The following is a 15,624-nucleotide window of genomic DNA, read 5'->3' as shown; positions in this document are numbered from 1 at the left end:
GATGTCACAGACATCGTTACAATAATTACATACAGAAAATTCTTTCCTTTAATGTCTTGCTCTCACCCGGAACCAGTTCCACGTAGCCTGTTACGGCAGGATCAGCATCAAGGTTTGGAGCGTCAATGAGCCAGCTCATTGGTTCGGGACAGAAGAAGCCCTTATCTCCGTTGTAGTTCCACATGATCCAGAACTTCATGACATCGCTTACTTCATAACAGATACGCTTGCCGCTTACCTTATCGGTAACAACAACTCCGTAGAAAGGCTTGCCGTCTAACTCGCCCATCTCGGCAGTGTACATATCGTTGTCGATATCCTGGAGAACAGGAACCATATCGCCCTCCTTGTACATCTGGTCGTAAGCAGTGAAAGGAAGGTGCTTAAGCGTTGGGATACAGTGCTCGTCAAGCTCCCACTTGTCGCCTACAGGAACACGGAGTCTTACATTGGCACCGGCACCATCTGATGTGAAAGGTCCCTTGATGGCTATGTGGTTACATACACCATAAGGCATCTGCTTGTCTGAAAGATTTGTAAGGGTAAATTCATAGTTCATTCCCCCGGGGGTGAGAGTGAATGTGAAGTCTGCCCTGAATTTTACTGGGTATGTTTCAAAGAACTCGTCGTTTTCATCATATACATAGAAAGTCTTCGCAACAGCGTTGTCACCATCAGTTGTAACACTGTCTATGTTGTGGGTTCTTAGGTGCAGAAAACCATGAAGGTGGTTGCCAAGCGGATCATTGCATGGAAAATGGTATATTGCGTCAGAGGTCTTAAGATTGCCATGAGATAATCTGTTAGGAAGATAAAGAGTAGGCATACCCCATATTTCTGCCTGAGACTTAAGGACTTCCGGTGTAAGCGCAGGATCATTTCTAAAGAAATCAACATCCATGGCTGTGTTTTCAAGCTTCATTATGTTACTTCCGATAAATGGTGCGATAAGTGCGTGGTAATCACCTGCACGGAGCTCTATGGCTTCAGCCCCCTTATAATCAATTACTTCTGCAATAGTTGACATTTCGTTCCTCCTGATTGTGTGTGTTATATATACATAAAAATACTATCACGATATGGTTTTCATGTCTAGTTTATACGGCAGAAAAGGCAGGAAAAATTTCGCATTTTTGGCTGTGTAATTATGTTGTAAAATGTTATATATTTAATGTACCAACCTTGAATTGTTCATAATGGTGTGATAAAATTCATACGTTGATGTATACAAGAATAAATTTGTTTGATATATTGTATCAAGTTTTATATGGTAAGAGGGAAAAAAGATGGTTGATAAGAAAAATCCCAATTATATCAGGCGGCAGAGAGCGATAGCAAGAAGAAAGAGACAGATAAGGATCCGAGTTGCTACTGTTACGGGAATATTTGTTTTGTTTGCTATAATAATATTTGCAACAAAATACAAAGGCGACTTTAAGAGAATATTTGGGGGCGAAAGTGCTGATAAGACTACAGAAGCCGTAGATAATAAGAAAGGAGATACAACCTCTGAGGCAGCTACAGGCAGTGAGGATACTACAGGAGAAGCTGTAACGGACGGCTCAGACGCTTCCACAGAGGAGCAGACAGCCGGTGTGGATGTTGCTGAAGCTGCCAGGGCTGATAGTATTAATGTAACAAATCCTGACCTTTCATCAAAGGGCAGCGACTGGTATGACGATGCTATATTTGAACCGGGAAATGTAACTGATGATGCATATTTTGACAAGGTTGCTCTTATCGGTGATTCAAGAACAGAGGGATTGGCGTTCTACTGTGATGTGAATAACTGGGCTATCATGGCTGACAAGGGACTTACAGCCAGCAAGGCTCTCGAGAATGATATTGTCAAGCTTGCAAACGGTACCACGGTAACACCTATAGAGGCTTTGGGATACAAGGAATATAAGTATATATATATCGGCTTCGGAATGAATGAGCTGGGATGGTTATATCCTGAGGTATTTATTGATGACTATAAAACATTTATAGAAGAGGTTAAGAAAGTACAACCGAATGCAGTTATCATGGTTGAGAGTATTCTTCCGGTATCTGCGTCTAAGTCAGCGTCAGATGAGAACATCAATAATTCCAAGATAACCACATACAACGGAATGCTCCTTGATATGTGTAAGGAGTTTGGAGATGTAATATATCTGGATACGGCATCTGCCGTAACAGTTGATGGTGCACTCCCGGAGGAGGCAAGTACCGATGGAGTACATTGTGATAAGAATTACAATGAGAAGATACTGGAGTATATAAGAAAGAATACTTATGTGCGAAAGACTGCTCAGTAAATTATATTTTTAAAGAGGTATAAGAAAGATGAAGAAGAAATTACTTGTTTGCCTTGCTATGGCAATGTGTCTTGCAGGATTTGCAGGCTGTGGATCAAAGGAAGAGAAGAAGACAGATGATGTATCAATGGACATTCACTCAGTAGCAAAAGAGATAGTTGATAACGGCAATTTCACAGATATAGCTGAGATCAACAAGGATAAGGGGATTTCCCAGTATTCAGTTGGTGACGCAGAGATAGCTGACGCTGTTACGTATTTCTCATCAGGTGCTACAGCAGAGGAAGTCGTTATATTTGAGGGAGCTACAGATGCAGATGCAGATAAGCTCCTTACAGCGGCAGAAGAGAGAAAAGAAGATGATTATAAGACCTGGCAGGATTACAAGCCTGAAGAGGTATCAAGAGTTGACAAGGCAGTCATCAAGAAGAGCGGCAAATACGTGGTATTCTGTATCGCTGATGACAAGGATGCTGTTTCAGCGGTTATAGATAAGTACTTTAAGTAAGTGGATTATACATGATGGGAGTAAAAGGGGGGCATATATATACCTCCTTTTACTATTTAATTCAGAAATTATGCTTGCCCATTGATATTTTTGTGACACAAGTGGAAAGATGTGAGTACTATATATAAGAAGTGTGTGCATATTATTTGCCGGCGTGAATAGGATAAAAAACAGAGAGAATCGAATATTTGGGTAATATACCATAGCCGGCACTTGATCATATAGGCCACCGGGGAAGCCTGGGGGCTGTACATACAGGTGCACAATGTAATCGGAATATTAAAAATAAGATCAGGAGGAACTTAAGACATGGGAAAGGAATTATTTAAACCGGGAAATATGTTATATCCATTGCCGGTGGTGATGGTATCATGTAAGAGGGAAAATGAGAAAGCAAATATTGTGACTATTGCCTGGGCAGGAACAGTGTGCAGCTCGCCTGCAATGGTGTCCATATCTGTACGCCCTGAGCGTTATTCATACGATATAATAAAGGAAACAGGAGAGTTCGTTATCAATCTTGTAACTGAAGATCTTGCTTATGCTACAGATTATTGTGGTGTCAAGTCCGGAAGAGATGTAGATAAGTTTAAGGAGATGAAGCTTCATGAGTGTCCTGGCGTGAATGTCAAGGCACCGGGAATTGCTGAAAGCCCTGTAAATATCGAGTGCAAGGTTAAACAGGTGATCCCTCTTGGAAGTCATGACATGTTCCTTGCCGAGGTTGTGGGCGTCCAGGTCGATGATAAATACATGGATGAGACAGGTAAGTTTAACCTTAATTCCACAGGACTTGTGGCATATTCCCACGGAGAATATTTTAACCTTGGTGAGAAGATCGGAAAGTTTGGTTACTCAGTGAAGAAGAGAGGATAAAGATGAAGCTTGAGTTATATGCACATGGCAAGATAAATCTTGGGTTGGATGTTATAGGCGAAAGACCTGACGGATACCATGAGGTGAAGATGATAATGCAGACTGTGGAGGTCTGTGACAGGCTTGAATTCGAAGACATTGATGAAGATGTGATACAGTTGAAGTCTGATGCTGCATTTCTTCCACTGGATGGGGACAACCTCATCTGTAAGGCATGCAGGCTCATGAAGGATGAGTATGATATAAAAAAAGGTGTCCGCATAAGTCTTGAGAAGCATATTCCTGTTGCTGCCGGTATGGCAGGGGGAAGCGCGGACGCAGCAGCGGCTTTGGTTGCCATGAATGAGATATTTGCCCTGGGATTAAGTCGGGACAGGCTTATGGAGCTTGGAGTGAAGCTTGGAGCAGATGTACCTTATTGTATAATGAAAGGAACTGCTCTTTCAGAGGGAATAGGTGAGAAGCTTACAGAACTTGCACCAATGCCTGACTGCTATATACTTATTGCCAAGCCGGGGATAAGCGTGTCCACTAAGGAAGCCTATGGTGGACTGGTGCTTGATGAGCATACATTACATCCGGATATTGACGGCATGGTGGAAGCCATTAAAGCAGGTGACCTTAAGGGTGTTACGGACAGAATGGGAAATGTCCTTGAACCGGTGACCGCAGGAAAGCATGAGGAGATAGATATCCTTGAGGCAGCCATGAAGGACAGAGGCGCGTTGAATGCCATGATGACAGGAAGCGGACCTACTGTGTTCGGAATATATGATGATAAAGCTAAAGCAATGGATACGGTAAGATATATAAAGGAAAATGACCAGGCAAAGCAGATATTCCTTGTGAAGCCGTATAATGTTTAGGTAAGTGTTCTAAGGAGGAAAACGTAGGATGGAATTAAAACTGGATATGAGTAGTTATCTTCCTTTAAGAGAGGTTGTGTTCAGGGCTTTGAGGGACGCCATAGTCCATGGTGAGTTTGAACCGGGGGAAAGGCTGCTGGAAGTACCCCTTGCAAATAAACTGGGAGTCAGCAGAACTCCTGTCAGAGAGGCCATAAGAATGTTGGAGCTTGAGGGTCTCGTGGTAGTAGTGCCGAGACGAGGCGTAGAGGTGGCAAAGATCACAGAAAAAGATCTGTGCGATGCTCTTGAGATAAGAATGGCTCTGGAGGAGCTGGCAGTAGGACTTGCCTGTGACAGGATTACTGAAGAAGGCAGAGAAAAATTACAGGAAGCCTGTGTTCTATTCAAGGAGGCTGTTAATTCCAAGCAGGTTCCGGCTATTGTAGAGAGCGACGAAGCTTTTCATGATGTAATATTCGAGGCTACCAACAATTCAAGACTTGTAAATCTTGCCCAGAATCTTCGTGAGCAGGTGTACAGATACAGAGTTGAGTATGTTAGAGACTTTGATTATCATGATAAGCTGGTGAAAGAGCATGAGGCAATAACCAATGTTGTTCTTACGGGAGACAAGGAGCTGGCAAAGCAGCTTATAAGACAGCATATATACGATCAGGAACAGACAGTAATAAAGAATATAAGCCAGTGAGAATAAAAAGTTTAATAACAGAATAAAAAATATTTAAAGACAGATACTAAATTTAGGATTTAGTATCTGTTTTTTAATTTTAATGTAAGGAGGCTTCATATGGAAACGTCGATCCGGAAAAATAAAGATATAAGCTCCATAGACGGAGGCTCTCTATATATAAGTAAGGATATCCGGGAGAATGTAGCCAGAATCGAGGGTATATTCTCCGGCTGCGGGGATGTGGTTAAGAAAAAGCTCCATCTTCCTATGGCAGGGGGCGAGGGAGATATTTATATTCTGTATATAGACGGACTCTGCAACAATGAGTTTGTATCGGAGACCATAATAAAGCCCCTTACCTGGGAGTGGCGTGACAATGTTTCGCCGGATCTTATGAACCTTATATGGGAATACGGTGCCCAGACGGCGGATATAACAAAGGAAGATAATTTTGACAATGCTGTGTGGGCGGCCATGAAGGGGGACACGGCAGTATTTGTATCCGGGGCAACAGAGGCTCTTATAGTATCCACCAAGAAGTTTCCCCTTCGTGGAATAGATGAAAGTAGTGTGGAGAGTGGAATGAGAGGTGCCAGAGACAGCTTTAATGAAGGCTTTCGTACCAGCACTGCCCTCATAAGGCGAAGGATAAGGGATACAGGACTTAAGGTGGAGCAGGGAGTTATAGGAAGAAGAAGCAGGACGGATTATGCCCTTATGTATATAGAAGATCTGGCAGAAAAAGAGCTTCTTGATGGTATAAGGGAGAGGATATCTGCCTATGAGATAGACGCTATCTACGACAGTGCCATGGCGGAACATCTGATGGAGAAGAAGTGGTATAATCCCTTTCCCGTATTCCAGTCAACCACCAGACCGGATAAGGCGGCGGCAGCTATTGCTGACGGAAGAGTAGCCATAGTCTGCGATAATTCCCCTGAGGTACTGCTTGTTCCTGCCACTATGAATACACTGTTCCAGACTGCCGATGATTATTACAACAGGTGGCCTGTGGCGGTATTTGCCAGGATCATCAGATATGCGGCGGCATTTATAGCCATATTTCTACCGGGTATATATATTGCCCTCACCTGCTTTGAAAGGGAAATGCTTCCGGACAAGCTTTTATATGCCATTGCAAATGCCCGAAGCAATCTTTCCTTTCCTATTGTAGTGGAGGTCCTTATTATGGAGCTTTTGTTTGAGCTTCTTCGGGAGGCAGGTATAAGGCTTCCTGAAAAGCTTGGAAATACCATTGGTGTTGTTGGGGGGCTTATTGTGGGGCAGGCTGCTGTAGAAGCTGGGATTGTATCTACCATTGTGGTGATCGTTGTTGCCCTCACTGCCATAGCTTCATTTGCAATTCCCAATGAAGCCTTTGCTTCTATATTCAGATTGTTTAAATTTGTCGCCATAATATTCGGTGCACTGTTTGGTATATTCGGCTGTTACATTCTTATGATGTTCCTCATTGTTTATCTGTCCGGTATTGAGAGCTTCGGTGTACCTTACCTGTCCCCTCTTATATCTGACAGATGTGACACTCAGGCGTACAAGGATTTCGTTCTTCGTGCTCCTATCATCTCTATGTTTTTCAGACCGGAATTCGCAGACAGGCGTCAACGGGTCAGACTGCGTAGACGGTCAAAGGGAGGTAGTAAGTGAGCTATTTTAGAAACAAAGCAACTCTTGGGTTAGGATTTGCGGCGGCTTTTCCTCTGACAATATATTTTTTTCTCATTTTCTTTGGCAAAAATCATGGAAATTGGTTAATTATATCACTTTTATCAATGCTATGCTTCGCGTTGATTTATGTGAGCATACAACATATTGTGTATAAAAACCTTGAAAAAATAGAACTTTCAGAAAAGAAAAATAACAACAAAAAAGTAAAAAACAGAATTAAATCACTTATTTGTTGGAATAATGTGACGAGAAGTGTCATAAAAGCTGCATTTTTAATGTACATCCTGAAAAAACTCTTAAATCATATGTTTGAAAATAAAAGCCTCGTATATCCCGGTATGTTGGCTGTATTTTTTCTGGCTGTGTATCTGGCTGTGAAGGGAAAGAAGGCGTTTCACAGCTTTAGCTCGGTGGTATTTCCCCTTATGGCGATCTGTATAGGAGTTGTAGTTATAGAAATCATCCTGACAACAGAATATAAAGGGGAAAATGACATTTTGGCAATGATGTCCATGAGCCGTGAAAACGGTCTGTGCATCGCAATAATCCAGGCAATAAAGCAAGGGTACGGGTGTTTTTTTGTCTTTTGTATAGGTGAAGCAATTATGTTTATAGGCTACAGAAGCAGGGGTGGACTGAAAAGATATGTCAGAAACAGCCTGATAATACCTGTTATTTCCGGGATAATTGTATCTCTTTTGGTGATAAATCTTCTGGGACAGGAAAGCCTGGCAAACGGCACAAAGACACCACTAAATATAGTATCGGCACTTATCCTGCCGGGAAGCAGGAGCACAAACCTTTCGGCACTGTTCATGTATCTTACGGTTGTGTGGTGTATAGGGATCATTTCATCCTTCCTGTTGTTCATAAGGGAAAGCATGGATTGGAGGGGTGAAGGCGTGAACGACACTGAAATGACCGCGAACAACAAGAAGAAGGCTGGCTGGGTACCGCTTTTATTGATAGTAGGATTGTGGATAGTTCTGGAGATATCCGGGAATAATTTTGACATAAAGATTTCTTACCTGTTTCTGGTATACCTGGGAATCATAGATCTTCCCATGTCTGTACTGATACCATGGATAGCCGTGAGAGACAGGCCGGACATGAGAGGCATGGCATCATCCATACTGACAGTATTTATGGTTTGTGTGTTGACGGTGTGTATGGCACTGGTGTTTACCGGCTGCGGCGGTAAATCAGTGGAGCAGGTGGATTATCTGAGAGTTATCGAGATAGATAAGAAGGGCGATGAGTACGCACTGACATTTGTATCTGAGGAGCTTGATGACTCTGAGAACAGATTGGTGAAAGAGTCGGTATATGAAACCACCAGTAAGAGTATCAACAGTGCGGTGGAGAAGTACAACAGGGGGCATGTGAGAAGTCTTGATATGAGCCATATTGAATATATCGTAGTGGCTTCCGAGAATGATGTAGACTACGCGGTCTCCGAGGCACTAAAGGCTATACCTAAGAATTATATGAAGCTTGTGGTGTGCAGTAACCTTAAGGAGAAGGCAGGGGACTCTGGAATAAGGGAGTATCTTGAGAGCCACTATGAGGGAAGAGTCGTGGCAGCAATAAAGAACGACTGACAGAAAAGGCCGAGAGTTAAAATCCGGCATTTTATATGTCGAGGAAAAGCTATGGCATACATTTGCCGATGGTCAGGTTTAGAAAAGATTGATGTTCAATGAAAGGAAGCTGTGATTATGTGGAGAATGATAAGAGCCGGTATATTGGGGGTTTTGTTCGGGGTTGTGGGTGGTGCCCTGGTGGGACAGATAAGTTATGGAAAAAAAGTCTATGATGATCTGAAAAATAAAATGGCAGAGACAGTGGGCAGTATAAATAGTGTGAACAGTGCAAATGGTGTGGACAGTGCCGAGGTTTCTTCCTACTATGATAATATAGATGAGATTGCGGGACTTCAGGATATTCTTGACAGCGAGGTGAGATATGAGGAGACCGCAGACCCGGAAGAGATCAAGCAGTTAGAGCAGAAGAAGGCCATAATGATAAGGGTTCTGGCTGAGGATGGGGATCTGGGACTGGGAGACGATTACAGACAGTTCTGCAGCGGGGCAAGGGAATATGTTATGACCTGCCTTGCATCAGAGCTTGGTACGGATTATCAGGATAGGCTTACCAAGGATGAAATGAGAAAGACACTTATAATGAAGTTCGAGTATCTTGCAAAAAGTGCAGAAGAATATGCAATAGAGTACGGTATAAACGTAGAGTGTAAGCCGGTATTCGAGTATAAGTACATGCCGGCGTGCAGTGTAAATGGTATTCAGTATGAGGCGGGCTACTATGAAACACTTATGTTAAAGCTTGTGCTGTCGAAATAGCCTTGATATACTATTGACAGTTTCCTGGATGTTATAAATCAGGACAGTGATGGAACAGAAAAGGAACTTTATTGTATATTTTTCCCTATTGTGGTATAATCCAAGGCAGTTTAGGCAGGTAAGCCGGATGAATATACCATAATTAAAAGGAGCTTGTAAAAATGGCTAAGAAGGAATTATTAGTAATCTTCGGAGGACGCTCATCAGAGCATGATGTAAGCTGTGTATCAGTACAGACCGTTGCAAAGGCATGTGATCTGGAGAAATACAATATGACACTTGTGGGTATTACAAAGGATGGAAGATGGCTTCTTGCTGACAGTATCGACAGTATTGCAGACGGAAGCTGGGAGAACAGTAAGGTATCAGCAATCCTGTCACCTGATACATCAAGAGAATTGTTACTGAGATCAGAGGAGGGTATAATCTCTAAGACTATAGATGTTATTTTCCCTGTACTTCACGGAATGTTTGGTGAGGACGGTACAATACAGGGATTATTTGAAATGGCACACATACCTTATGTGGGCTGTGGAGTTATGGCGTCAGCGGCGTCAATGGATAAGTTCTTCACAAAGGTTATCGTTGATCACCTTGGAGATGTGGATCAGGCTAAGTTCGTTCCTGTTCTTGCCGATGATTTTGATGATATCGAGGCTGCCATGGACAGAGTTGAGGCAGGAGTTCCATATCCTGTATTTGTAAAGCCGTCTAAGGCAGGTTCATCAAAGGGTGTGTCAAAGGCACACAACAGAGAAGAGCTTAGGGATGCACTGGATGAGGCTGTGAAGTATGACAGCAAGATCCTTGTGGAGGAAACTATCGTAGGAAGAGAGCTTGAGTGCGGAGTACTTGGATATGGCAAGAATACCAAGGCTTCATGCGTAGGAGAGATCCTGGCAGCAGCCTCAGCAGATTTCTATGATTTTGACGCGAAGTACAATAATGCAGACAGTAAGACAGTTATCGGAGCTGATATTCCTGAGGAGAAGGAAGCAGAGATACAGCAGAAGGCTGTAAGGATATTCAATGCCCTTGACGGCTTTGGTCTTTCAAGAGTTGATTTCTTCCTTGAAAATGAAACCAACAGGGTTGTATTTAACGAGATAAATACACTTCCGGGCTTCACATCCATCAGTATGTATCCAATGCTCTGGGACGCAGAGGGATATGATATAGAAACTTTGGTAAGCACTTTAATAGAAATGGCAACAGAAAGATGATAAAGGATGTTAAGATAAGGCTTGTGGGAGTCAGGGAGCTTCCTGACGCAGCAGAGCCGGAGGTAGTTGAGCTGGAGACCACCGGGCAGTACTATGTTAAGGATGACATGTGCTATGTGAAGTATGATGAATACTTTGAAGGTGAGGATGAGCCGGCGAAAAATCTTCTGAAGTTTAATAAAAAGAGTATGAATATGGTTAAGAAAGGACCTGTAAGCACCATGATGGAATTCGTCAAGGGCAAGAGCGCGTCTGTTTACTATGATACTCCGGTAGGTCCGGTGAATATGTTCATAACAACAAAAAGCTATAAGGTTAATGAGCATGACAAGGGTGTGAAGGTGGATATTGACTATCTTATAGACTATAAGATGGATTATATAACCAAGAGCAGCTTGGCACTTGAAGTTACATATCTGTAGATATATTGGAATACTTGAAAATGAAAGCCCTTCAATTATAATGTATTTGAAGGGCTGAAATTTTGTTTATTGTAATGATGTCTCTGACATCGTTACGCTGCAGCAACCCTTGCCGTAGGCAATTTTAAATGGTTGCTGCTCTATTTATTGTAATGATGTCCGTTTGCCGGATGTTTAAGAGAAGGGAATTTATATGGATAAATACGACAAACAGTTTGATGATTTCCTCTGCATAAGGACTATGGAGGATATGGTGGAGGATATTGAGCAGAAGCTTGACGAGACAGGGGACAGCCTGTATCAGGCTACATATTATAAGGATCTGGTGAAGCTGTTTAATGAGGTTCCCATGGAGCCGGAGGATACACTTGTGGACTATGGCTGCGGTCTGGGCAGAGTACTTTTCTATGCAAATAACCGTCATTACTGCAAGACTACCGGTATAGAGGGAAATGCAGATATATACGGAAAGCTTATGGAGAATGTAAAGGGCTATCAGGGAACCTTCCTCGAGCAGGAGGACAGAATGAAGTTCTACAATGTAAGTGCTCTTGACTACCAGATCTCCCCGGAGGACAACTACTTTTATTTCTTTAACCCATTTTCCCATGAAGTGTTCAGGGAAGTAATAGAAAAGATCATGGAGTCGGCGAAGGCACATCCAAGAGATATAAATCTGCTGGTTTATTATCCGACATATCAGTATCTCCGGGTCATAAGAGAAAGCAAGATGTTCATACAGAAGAAGTTCATAAAGCTCTCAAACTATGAGAAGGATCATGATGAGAAGGTGATCGTGTACCACCTGTCAAAGGGCTTCCTGGGATTGTAGGGTAGATCAACAGCCTTTGTGAAATTAAAGTGCTCTATATGATTGCCTTAATGCAATGGCCAGAAGCACAAATGAGGTTGCCACGGTGATATATGCGGTCACCGGTGTGTTGAACATAATGTCCGGCATAAGGTATGAGAAGGTATTTATAGATATGTGAAGTATTATGGATGGCAGGATGGAGTTTGACCATATTGCCATAAGAGCAAATATTATGCCCATTGGAAATGCATAACAGAACTGGACCACATTGGCGTGGTAGGCACCGAATAAAAGTGCTGTGAAGATAACTGCTACAAGCTTTGGAGCAGTTATTTTTTTGTCTTTCTTCTCTCCGTTCCATAGCCTTAACATTTCCTCCGGCTTAAGGGTGAAATCAAAGGTCTTAGGGGAAAATATATTAAATGCAAATGCCAGTCCAAGGCCTCGAAACGCCAGTTCTTCACCTACAGGGGCAAGGAGGATGACGGTAAGGATCTGGAGAAAACCGTTATCTGCAGCGAAATTGTCGGCAACCATTCTGTTGTAGTCATCCAGGACATGTGGGAAGTTGTACTGGATACAGTATAATATTCCTGTGACAAATGCCTGGAACAGGAAGCCGCACATTATAATGGCAAAAAAACGAAGGGGAACCATGACAGGTTCTCCTTCGAATAATAAAAGCTTATGCTTATGTCTGTCGTCAGATATATCCACAGGCTTCACCAGTTTGTAGTAGCCGTATCCGAACAGAGCTATGTATAAGGCATAGGCAAGAAAAGATATGTATGGTGTCAGATGAGTGCTGCTGTCGTTACATATACTGTATACGAGTGCGCTTGAGATAGCCTGGAGCATGATACATGCCACAGGAACAAGACACATATATATGAACATAGCAACGTTAAATCTGTACTTCATCATAAATTCTGGATCTTCTTTGCCCTTTCCTTTTCTTTCTTTGCTTTAGCCTTGGCAGCAGCCTTCTCTTCCTTGCTTAACTCTTGAGCCTTAACCTCTTCGTTGTACATGTTCTGGTACTTACGCTGCTTTGCACGCATTTTTGATCCAAGAGACTTCTTCTCTTTTGGATTTTCTACGATCTTACCACGGACGTTCTTAACTTCAGTGATATATATACCTGAAACCATGGCTTTAACCTCGCCTCTTACAGGCATTACATCGTAAATTCCGTCGTCACAGATAAGGTTCATGATCTGTGGACCGATCTTAGCCTTTACGATAGGAAGCTTGGCCTTCTGGTAACGCTTAGGGGTCTGCTGCATTACCATCTTAGGTAGTCCCGCGTCCTTCATTGGCAGCATTTTTTTATCAATAACCAACATTGTAACTTTCTGAGCCTGTTCTCTTATGGCGTCCTTCTGGACCTGCTGTTTCTTCTGAAGACGTTTGCCTATGAAGTACAGCACACCCATGATGATCATGGCAACAGCCACGATAATGAGCATGATTATCCACCATTTCATAATTTGTGTCCTCCTAAAAATTTACTTCTTTTTCTCTGTCAGAGGAAGATTTTTGTCTCTCGCACTCTGAATAATGCCAGGTATTGTTTCAAGCACCGCTTTCCTTTCCTTTGGTGTGATACCTGTTATGGAGATAGGGTCGCAGATCTCGATCACAACCTTATGACCATGTATAAGATGGTGTTTATTTGCTTCCATCATCTTGTCTGTTCCACATATGGATACAGGGACGATCTTGACGCCCGCCTTCTGGGCGATCTTATATGCACCGTCTTTGAATGGAAGCAGCTCTTCACCTTTGTTTCTTGTTCCCTCAGGAAATATCATCATGGATTGTCCTGATTTCACTACGTCGGCAGACTGGAGAATTGTCTCAAGTCCTTTCTTGATGTCTGTTCTGTCAAGGTATGTACAGCCCATGTCATCCATGTAATGGGTGAGTAAAGGCACCTTCTTGATGTTGTCCTTGGACATGAATGCCAGGGGAACACCGAAAGCGTTGTGGCAGCACAGGATGTCGAACAGTCCCCGGTGGTTTCCTACGAATAGGACAGCCTCATCCCTGGGGAGCTTCTCCTTGCCTATAACTGTCATCTTGCAGCCTGACAGGAACAGGACCATACTAAAAAATCTGCGTACAAGTCCGTATGCCTTTAAATATGCCTTCTGAGGATCCTTCTTCGCCACATGACTGATGTACAGATGATATGGGAAGCAGAGGATTATACCCAGTATGGCAGGTATTGCCGCAATAATTGTTCTCATATATAACTCCTTTTACTGGTCTCTGCCGTAGAGGTTTACTGTCTCCGCAAGCCTTGCAGCCAGATGGTCACTTAAGACATCCTTTTTGAAACGCCATGCCCAGTTACCTTCACCTACACCAGGGGTGTTGAGTCTTGCCTCAGAACCCAGACACAGAACATCCTGCATTGGCACGATGGCCATATTTGCAACGGAACCGAAGCAGGCGCGGATCATAACCCAGCATATATCGCTGGCGTCTGTGCTGTAGTATCTTCTGAGCTTATCCTTGGCAGCCTCATGTACCTTTGTGTACCATCCAAGGGTTGTATCGTTGTCGTGAGTTCCTGTATAGCATACACAGTTTTTTATGAAATTGTGTGGCAGGAAATCATTGTCGTTGATATTCTCAAATCCAAACTGGAGTATCTTCATGCCCGGAAGATTGAAGGCGTCACGGAGCTTGATAACAGGCTCGTCGATCTCCCCCAGATCCTCTGCGATAATGTGCATGTCTTTACCTAAGGCAGCCTCCAGATGTTTGAAGAAATCTCTTCCCGGAGCCTTCTTCCATTTACCGTTTACGGCAGTTTCCTCACCGTAAGGGATAGCCCAGTACTTGTCGAAGCCACGGAAGTGGTCGATCCTTAAGAAATCTGTGATGGTGAGCTGGTATTTCACACGCTCTATCCACCATGCATAGCCTGTATCCTTGTGCTTCTTCCAGTTGTAGAGCGGATTGCCCCATAACTGTCCGGTAGCTGAGAAATAATCAGGTGGAACTCCGGCAACCTCTGTTGGATAGCCCTTTGAGTCCAGCAGGAACAGATCTTGGTTGCACCATACATCGGCACTGTCCCATGCAAGGAAGATAGGAGCGTCACCTACTATGCTGATGCCATTTTCATTTGCATATTCCTTGAGAGCGGTCCACTGTCTGTGGAACAGGAACTGTATGAACTCGTAGTACTCAATATCTGTCTTAAGCTCTTTGATCCATTTTGTCTTCTGGGCAGCGGTAGGAGCCTTGAGTGTATCCTCCCACATGTACCATGGCATACCCTTATGGTAGTCCTTGCCTGCCATGAACAGTGCATAATCTGCCAGCCAAAATGTGTTCTTCACGAAGGCTCTGTACTCTGTCATGATCTTCTTGTCAGCGGACATCTTGTCCTCATAGTCCTTATCTGCAAATCTCTCAAAGGCTGTTCTTAACATCTCTGTCTTAAACGGAATGAGATCTCCGTAGGAAACCTTTTCAGGGTTCCATTCCGGCATATCTTCGAAGTCATCTTCGGTAAGAAGTCCAAACTCCATCAGCTCTTCAAGATCTATGATAAGAGGCTGACCTGCAAAGGCAGAGAAAGGCTGATATGGAGAGTCTCCAAAGCCAGTATGTCCAAGCGGAAGAACCTGCCACAGGTTGATCTTGGATTTCTTCAGGAAGTCTATGAAATCGTAGGCACCCTTGCCTAAATCGCCTATACCGTATCTACCCGGAAATGATGTGGGATGGCACAGAATTCCGGCATACCTCTTAGGCTTTTGTTCAACATTGTTTTCCAGCATATTTTTTTCCTCTCTTATGTTATGGCGTTTCTATTGTGCAATTGCCTGCAGAAACACACAATCATTGTATATTATACAAAAAAAATAGGATTATTA

The 15,624-nt window shown here is 43.1% G+C and carries 16 protein-coding genes; 11 read left to right on the top strand and 5 right to left on the bottom strand.

What is annotated here, in order from left to right:
• Positions 1-25: 25 nt before the first annotated feature.
• Positions 26-1,027, bottom strand: coding sequence for an aldose 1-epimerase (locus tag DXB54_RS01115; RefSeq protein ID WP_118694005.1), 1,002 nt, complete (start codon positions 1,025-1,027; stop codon positions 26-28).
• Between the two features lie 259 nt (positions 1,028-1,286).
• Here DXB54_RS01115 and DXB54_RS01110 point away from each other — a divergent pair, with 259 nt between their 5' ends.
• The 11 genes from DXB54_RS01110 to DXB54_RS01060 all read left to right on the top strand — a co-directional run bounded on the left by DXB54_RS01110 (position 1,287) and on the right by DXB54_RS01060 (position 11,746).
• Complete coding sequence (locus DXB54_RS01110; RefSeq protein ID WP_021938165.1) at positions 1,287-2,300, top strand: GDSL-type esterase/lipase family protein; 1,014 nt, start codon at positions 1,287-1,289, stop codon at positions 2,298-2,300.
• A gap of 28 nt (positions 2,301-2,328) precedes the next feature.
• Positions 2,329-2,808, top strand: coding sequence for a DUF4358 domain-containing protein (locus DXB54_RS01105; RefSeq protein ID WP_118694004.1), 480 nt, complete (start codon positions 2,329-2,331; stop codon positions 2,806-2,808).
• 309 nt (positions 2,809-3,117) lie between these two features.
• Entirely contained in the window at positions 3,118-3,684 is a 567-nt protein-coding gene (locus DXB54_RS01100) for a flavin reductase family protein (protein WP_021938163.1), read from the top strand.
• A 2-nt stretch (positions 3,685-3,686) separates the two neighbouring features.
• Positions 3,687-4,550: a 4-(cytidine 5'-diphospho)-2-C-methyl-D-erythritol kinase gene (gene ispE, locus DXB54_RS01095; RefSeq protein WP_118694003.1), complete on the top strand. Its 864-nt coding sequence runs from the start codon at positions 3,687-3,689 to the stop codon at positions 4,548-4,550.
• 28 nt (positions 4,551-4,578) lie between these two features.
• A complete protein-coding gene (locus tag DXB54_RS01090) occupies positions 4,579-5,241 on the top strand; it encodes a GntR family transcriptional regulator (RefSeq protein ID WP_118694002.1) in 663 nt (220 codons plus the stop codon).
• Between the two features lie 99 nt (positions 5,242-5,340).
• Positions 5,341-6,888 (top strand): spore germination protein, encoded by a 1,548-nt coding sequence (locus DXB54_RS01085; RefSeq protein WP_118694001.1) that lies wholly within the window; start codon positions 5,341-5,343, stop codon positions 6,886-6,888.
• Positions 6,889-7,247: 359 nt separating this feature from the next.
• Positions 7,248-8,510 (top strand): hypothetical protein, encoded by a 1,263-nt coding sequence (locus DXB54_RS01080; protein ID WP_147360995.1) that lies wholly within the window; start codon positions 7,248-7,250, stop codon positions 8,508-8,510.
• Between the two features lie 117 nt (positions 8,511-8,627).
• Positions 8,628-9,269 (top strand): hypothetical protein, encoded by a 642-nt coding sequence (locus tag DXB54_RS01075; protein ID WP_118693999.1) that lies wholly within the window; start codon positions 8,628-8,630, stop codon positions 9,267-9,269.
• A 161-nt stretch (positions 9,270-9,430) separates the two neighbouring features.
• Positions 9,431-10,492: a D-alanine--D-alanine ligase family protein gene (locus DXB54_RS01070; RefSeq protein ID WP_021938157.1), complete on the top strand. Its 1,062-nt coding sequence runs from the start codon at positions 9,431-9,433 to the stop codon at positions 10,490-10,492.
• On the top strand, positions 10,489-10,914 hold the full coding sequence (locus tag DXB54_RS01065; RefSeq protein ID WP_021938156.1) for a DUF1934 domain-containing protein: 426 nt from the start codon (positions 10,489-10,491) through the stop codon (positions 10,912-10,914). The genes DXB54_RS01070 and DXB54_RS01065 overlap by 4 nt, the downstream gene beginning before the upstream one ends.
• A 193-nt stretch (positions 10,915-11,107) precedes the next feature.
• Complete coding sequence (locus tag DXB54_RS01060) at positions 11,108-11,746, top strand: class I SAM-dependent methyltransferase (RefSeq protein WP_118693998.1); 639 nt, start codon at positions 11,108-11,110, stop codon at positions 11,744-11,746.
• A gap of 24 nt (positions 11,747-11,770) precedes the next feature.
• Here the strand turns inward: DXB54_RS01060 and DXB54_RS01055 are convergent, their stop codons facing one another.
• Genes DXB54_RS01055 through malQ form a run of 4 tightly spaced genes read right to left on the bottom strand, consistent with a single transcriptional unit; the run spans position 11,771 to position 15,528 of the window.
• On the bottom strand, positions 11,771-12,652 hold the full coding sequence (locus tag DXB54_RS01055) for a CPBP family intramembrane glutamic endopeptidase (RefSeq protein ID WP_118693997.1): 882 nt from the start codon (positions 12,650-12,652) through the stop codon (positions 11,771-11,773).
• Entirely contained in the window at positions 12,649-13,215 is a 567-nt protein-coding gene (locus DXB54_RS01050) for a hypothetical protein (RefSeq protein ID WP_021938153.1), read from the bottom strand. The genes DXB54_RS01055 and DXB54_RS01050 overlap by 4 nt, the downstream gene beginning before the upstream one ends.
• Before the next feature lie 21 nt (positions 13,216-13,236).
• The gene (locus DXB54_RS01045) at positions 13,237-13,980 is read right to left on the bottom strand and encodes a lysophospholipid acyltransferase family protein (protein ID WP_021938152.1); all 744 of its coding nucleotides are present in this window, start codon (positions 13,978-13,980) and stop codon (positions 13,237-13,239) included.
• A 12-nt stretch (positions 13,981-13,992) separates the two neighbouring features.
• A complete protein-coding gene (gene malQ / locus DXB54_RS01040; RefSeq protein WP_021938151.1) occupies positions 13,993-15,528 on the bottom strand; it encodes a 4-alpha-glucanotransferase in 1,536 nt (511 codons plus the stop codon).
• Positions 15,529-15,624: the final 96 nt, after the last annotated feature.

It is taken from the genome of Coprococcus sp. OM04-5BH (genome assembly GCF_003482105.1).
Taxonomy (GTDB): Bacteria; Bacillota; Clostridia; order Lachnospirales; family Lachnospiraceae; genus Coprococcus.
Note: the sequence above shows the minus strand (reverse complement) of the source record. Positions and strands in the feature narration are given on the sequence as shown.

Coding starts and splice junctions, on each gene's coding strand:
- DXB54_RS01115 (WP_118694005.1), bottom strand. CDS start 1,027: ATGTCAACTATTGCAGAAGTAATTGATTATAAGGGGGCTGAAGCCATA.
- DXB54_RS01110 (WP_021938165.1), top strand. CDS start 1,287: ATGGTTGATAAGAAAAATCCCAATTATATCAGGCGGCAGAGAGCGATA.
- DXB54_RS01105 (WP_118694004.1), top strand. CDS start 2,329: ATGAAGAAGAAATTACTTGTTTGCCTTGCTATGGCAATGTGTCTTGCA.
- DXB54_RS01100 (WP_021938163.1), top strand. CDS start 3,118: ATGGGAAAGGAATTATTTAAACCGGGAAATATGTTATATCCATTGCCG.
- ispE (WP_118694003.1), top strand. CDS start 3,687: ATGAAGCTTGAGTTATATGCACATGGCAAGATAAATCTTGGGTTGGAT.
- DXB54_RS01090 (WP_118694002.1), top strand. CDS start 4,579: ATGGAATTAAAACTGGATATGAGTAGTTATCTTCCTTTAAGAGAGGTT.
- DXB54_RS01085 (WP_118694001.1), top strand. CDS start 5,341: ATGGAAACGTCGATCCGGAAAAATAAAGATATAAGCTCCATAGACGGA.
- DXB54_RS01080 (WP_147360995.1), top strand. CDS start 7,248: ATGTTGGCTGTATTTTTTCTGGCTGTGTATCTGGCTGTGAAGGGAAAG.
- DXB54_RS01075 (WP_118693999.1), top strand. CDS start 8,628: ATGTGGAGAATGATAAGAGCCGGTATATTGGGGGTTTTGTTCGGGGTT.
- DXB54_RS01070 (WP_021938157.1), top strand. CDS start 9,431: ATGGCTAAGAAGGAATTATTAGTAATCTTCGGAGGACGCTCATCAGAG.
- DXB54_RS01065 (WP_021938156.1), top strand. CDS start 10,489: ATGATAAAGGATGTTAAGATAAGGCTTGTGGGAGTCAGGGAGCTTCCT.
- DXB54_RS01060 (WP_118693998.1), top strand. CDS start 11,108: ATGGATAAATACGACAAACAGTTTGATGATTTCCTCTGCATAAGGACT.
- DXB54_RS01055 (WP_118693997.1), bottom strand. CDS start 12,652: ATGATGAAGTACAGATTTAACGTTGCTATGTTCATATATATGTGTCTT.
- DXB54_RS01050 (WP_021938153.1), bottom strand. CDS start 13,215: ATGAAATGGTGGATAATCATGCTCATTATCGTGGCTGTTGCCATGATC.
- DXB54_RS01045 (WP_021938152.1), bottom strand. CDS start 13,980: ATGAGAACAATTATTGCGGCAATACCTGCCATACTGGGTATAATCCTC.
- malQ (WP_021938151.1), bottom strand. CDS start 15,528: ATGCTGGAAAACAATGTTGAACAAAAGCCTAAGAGGTATGCCGGAATT.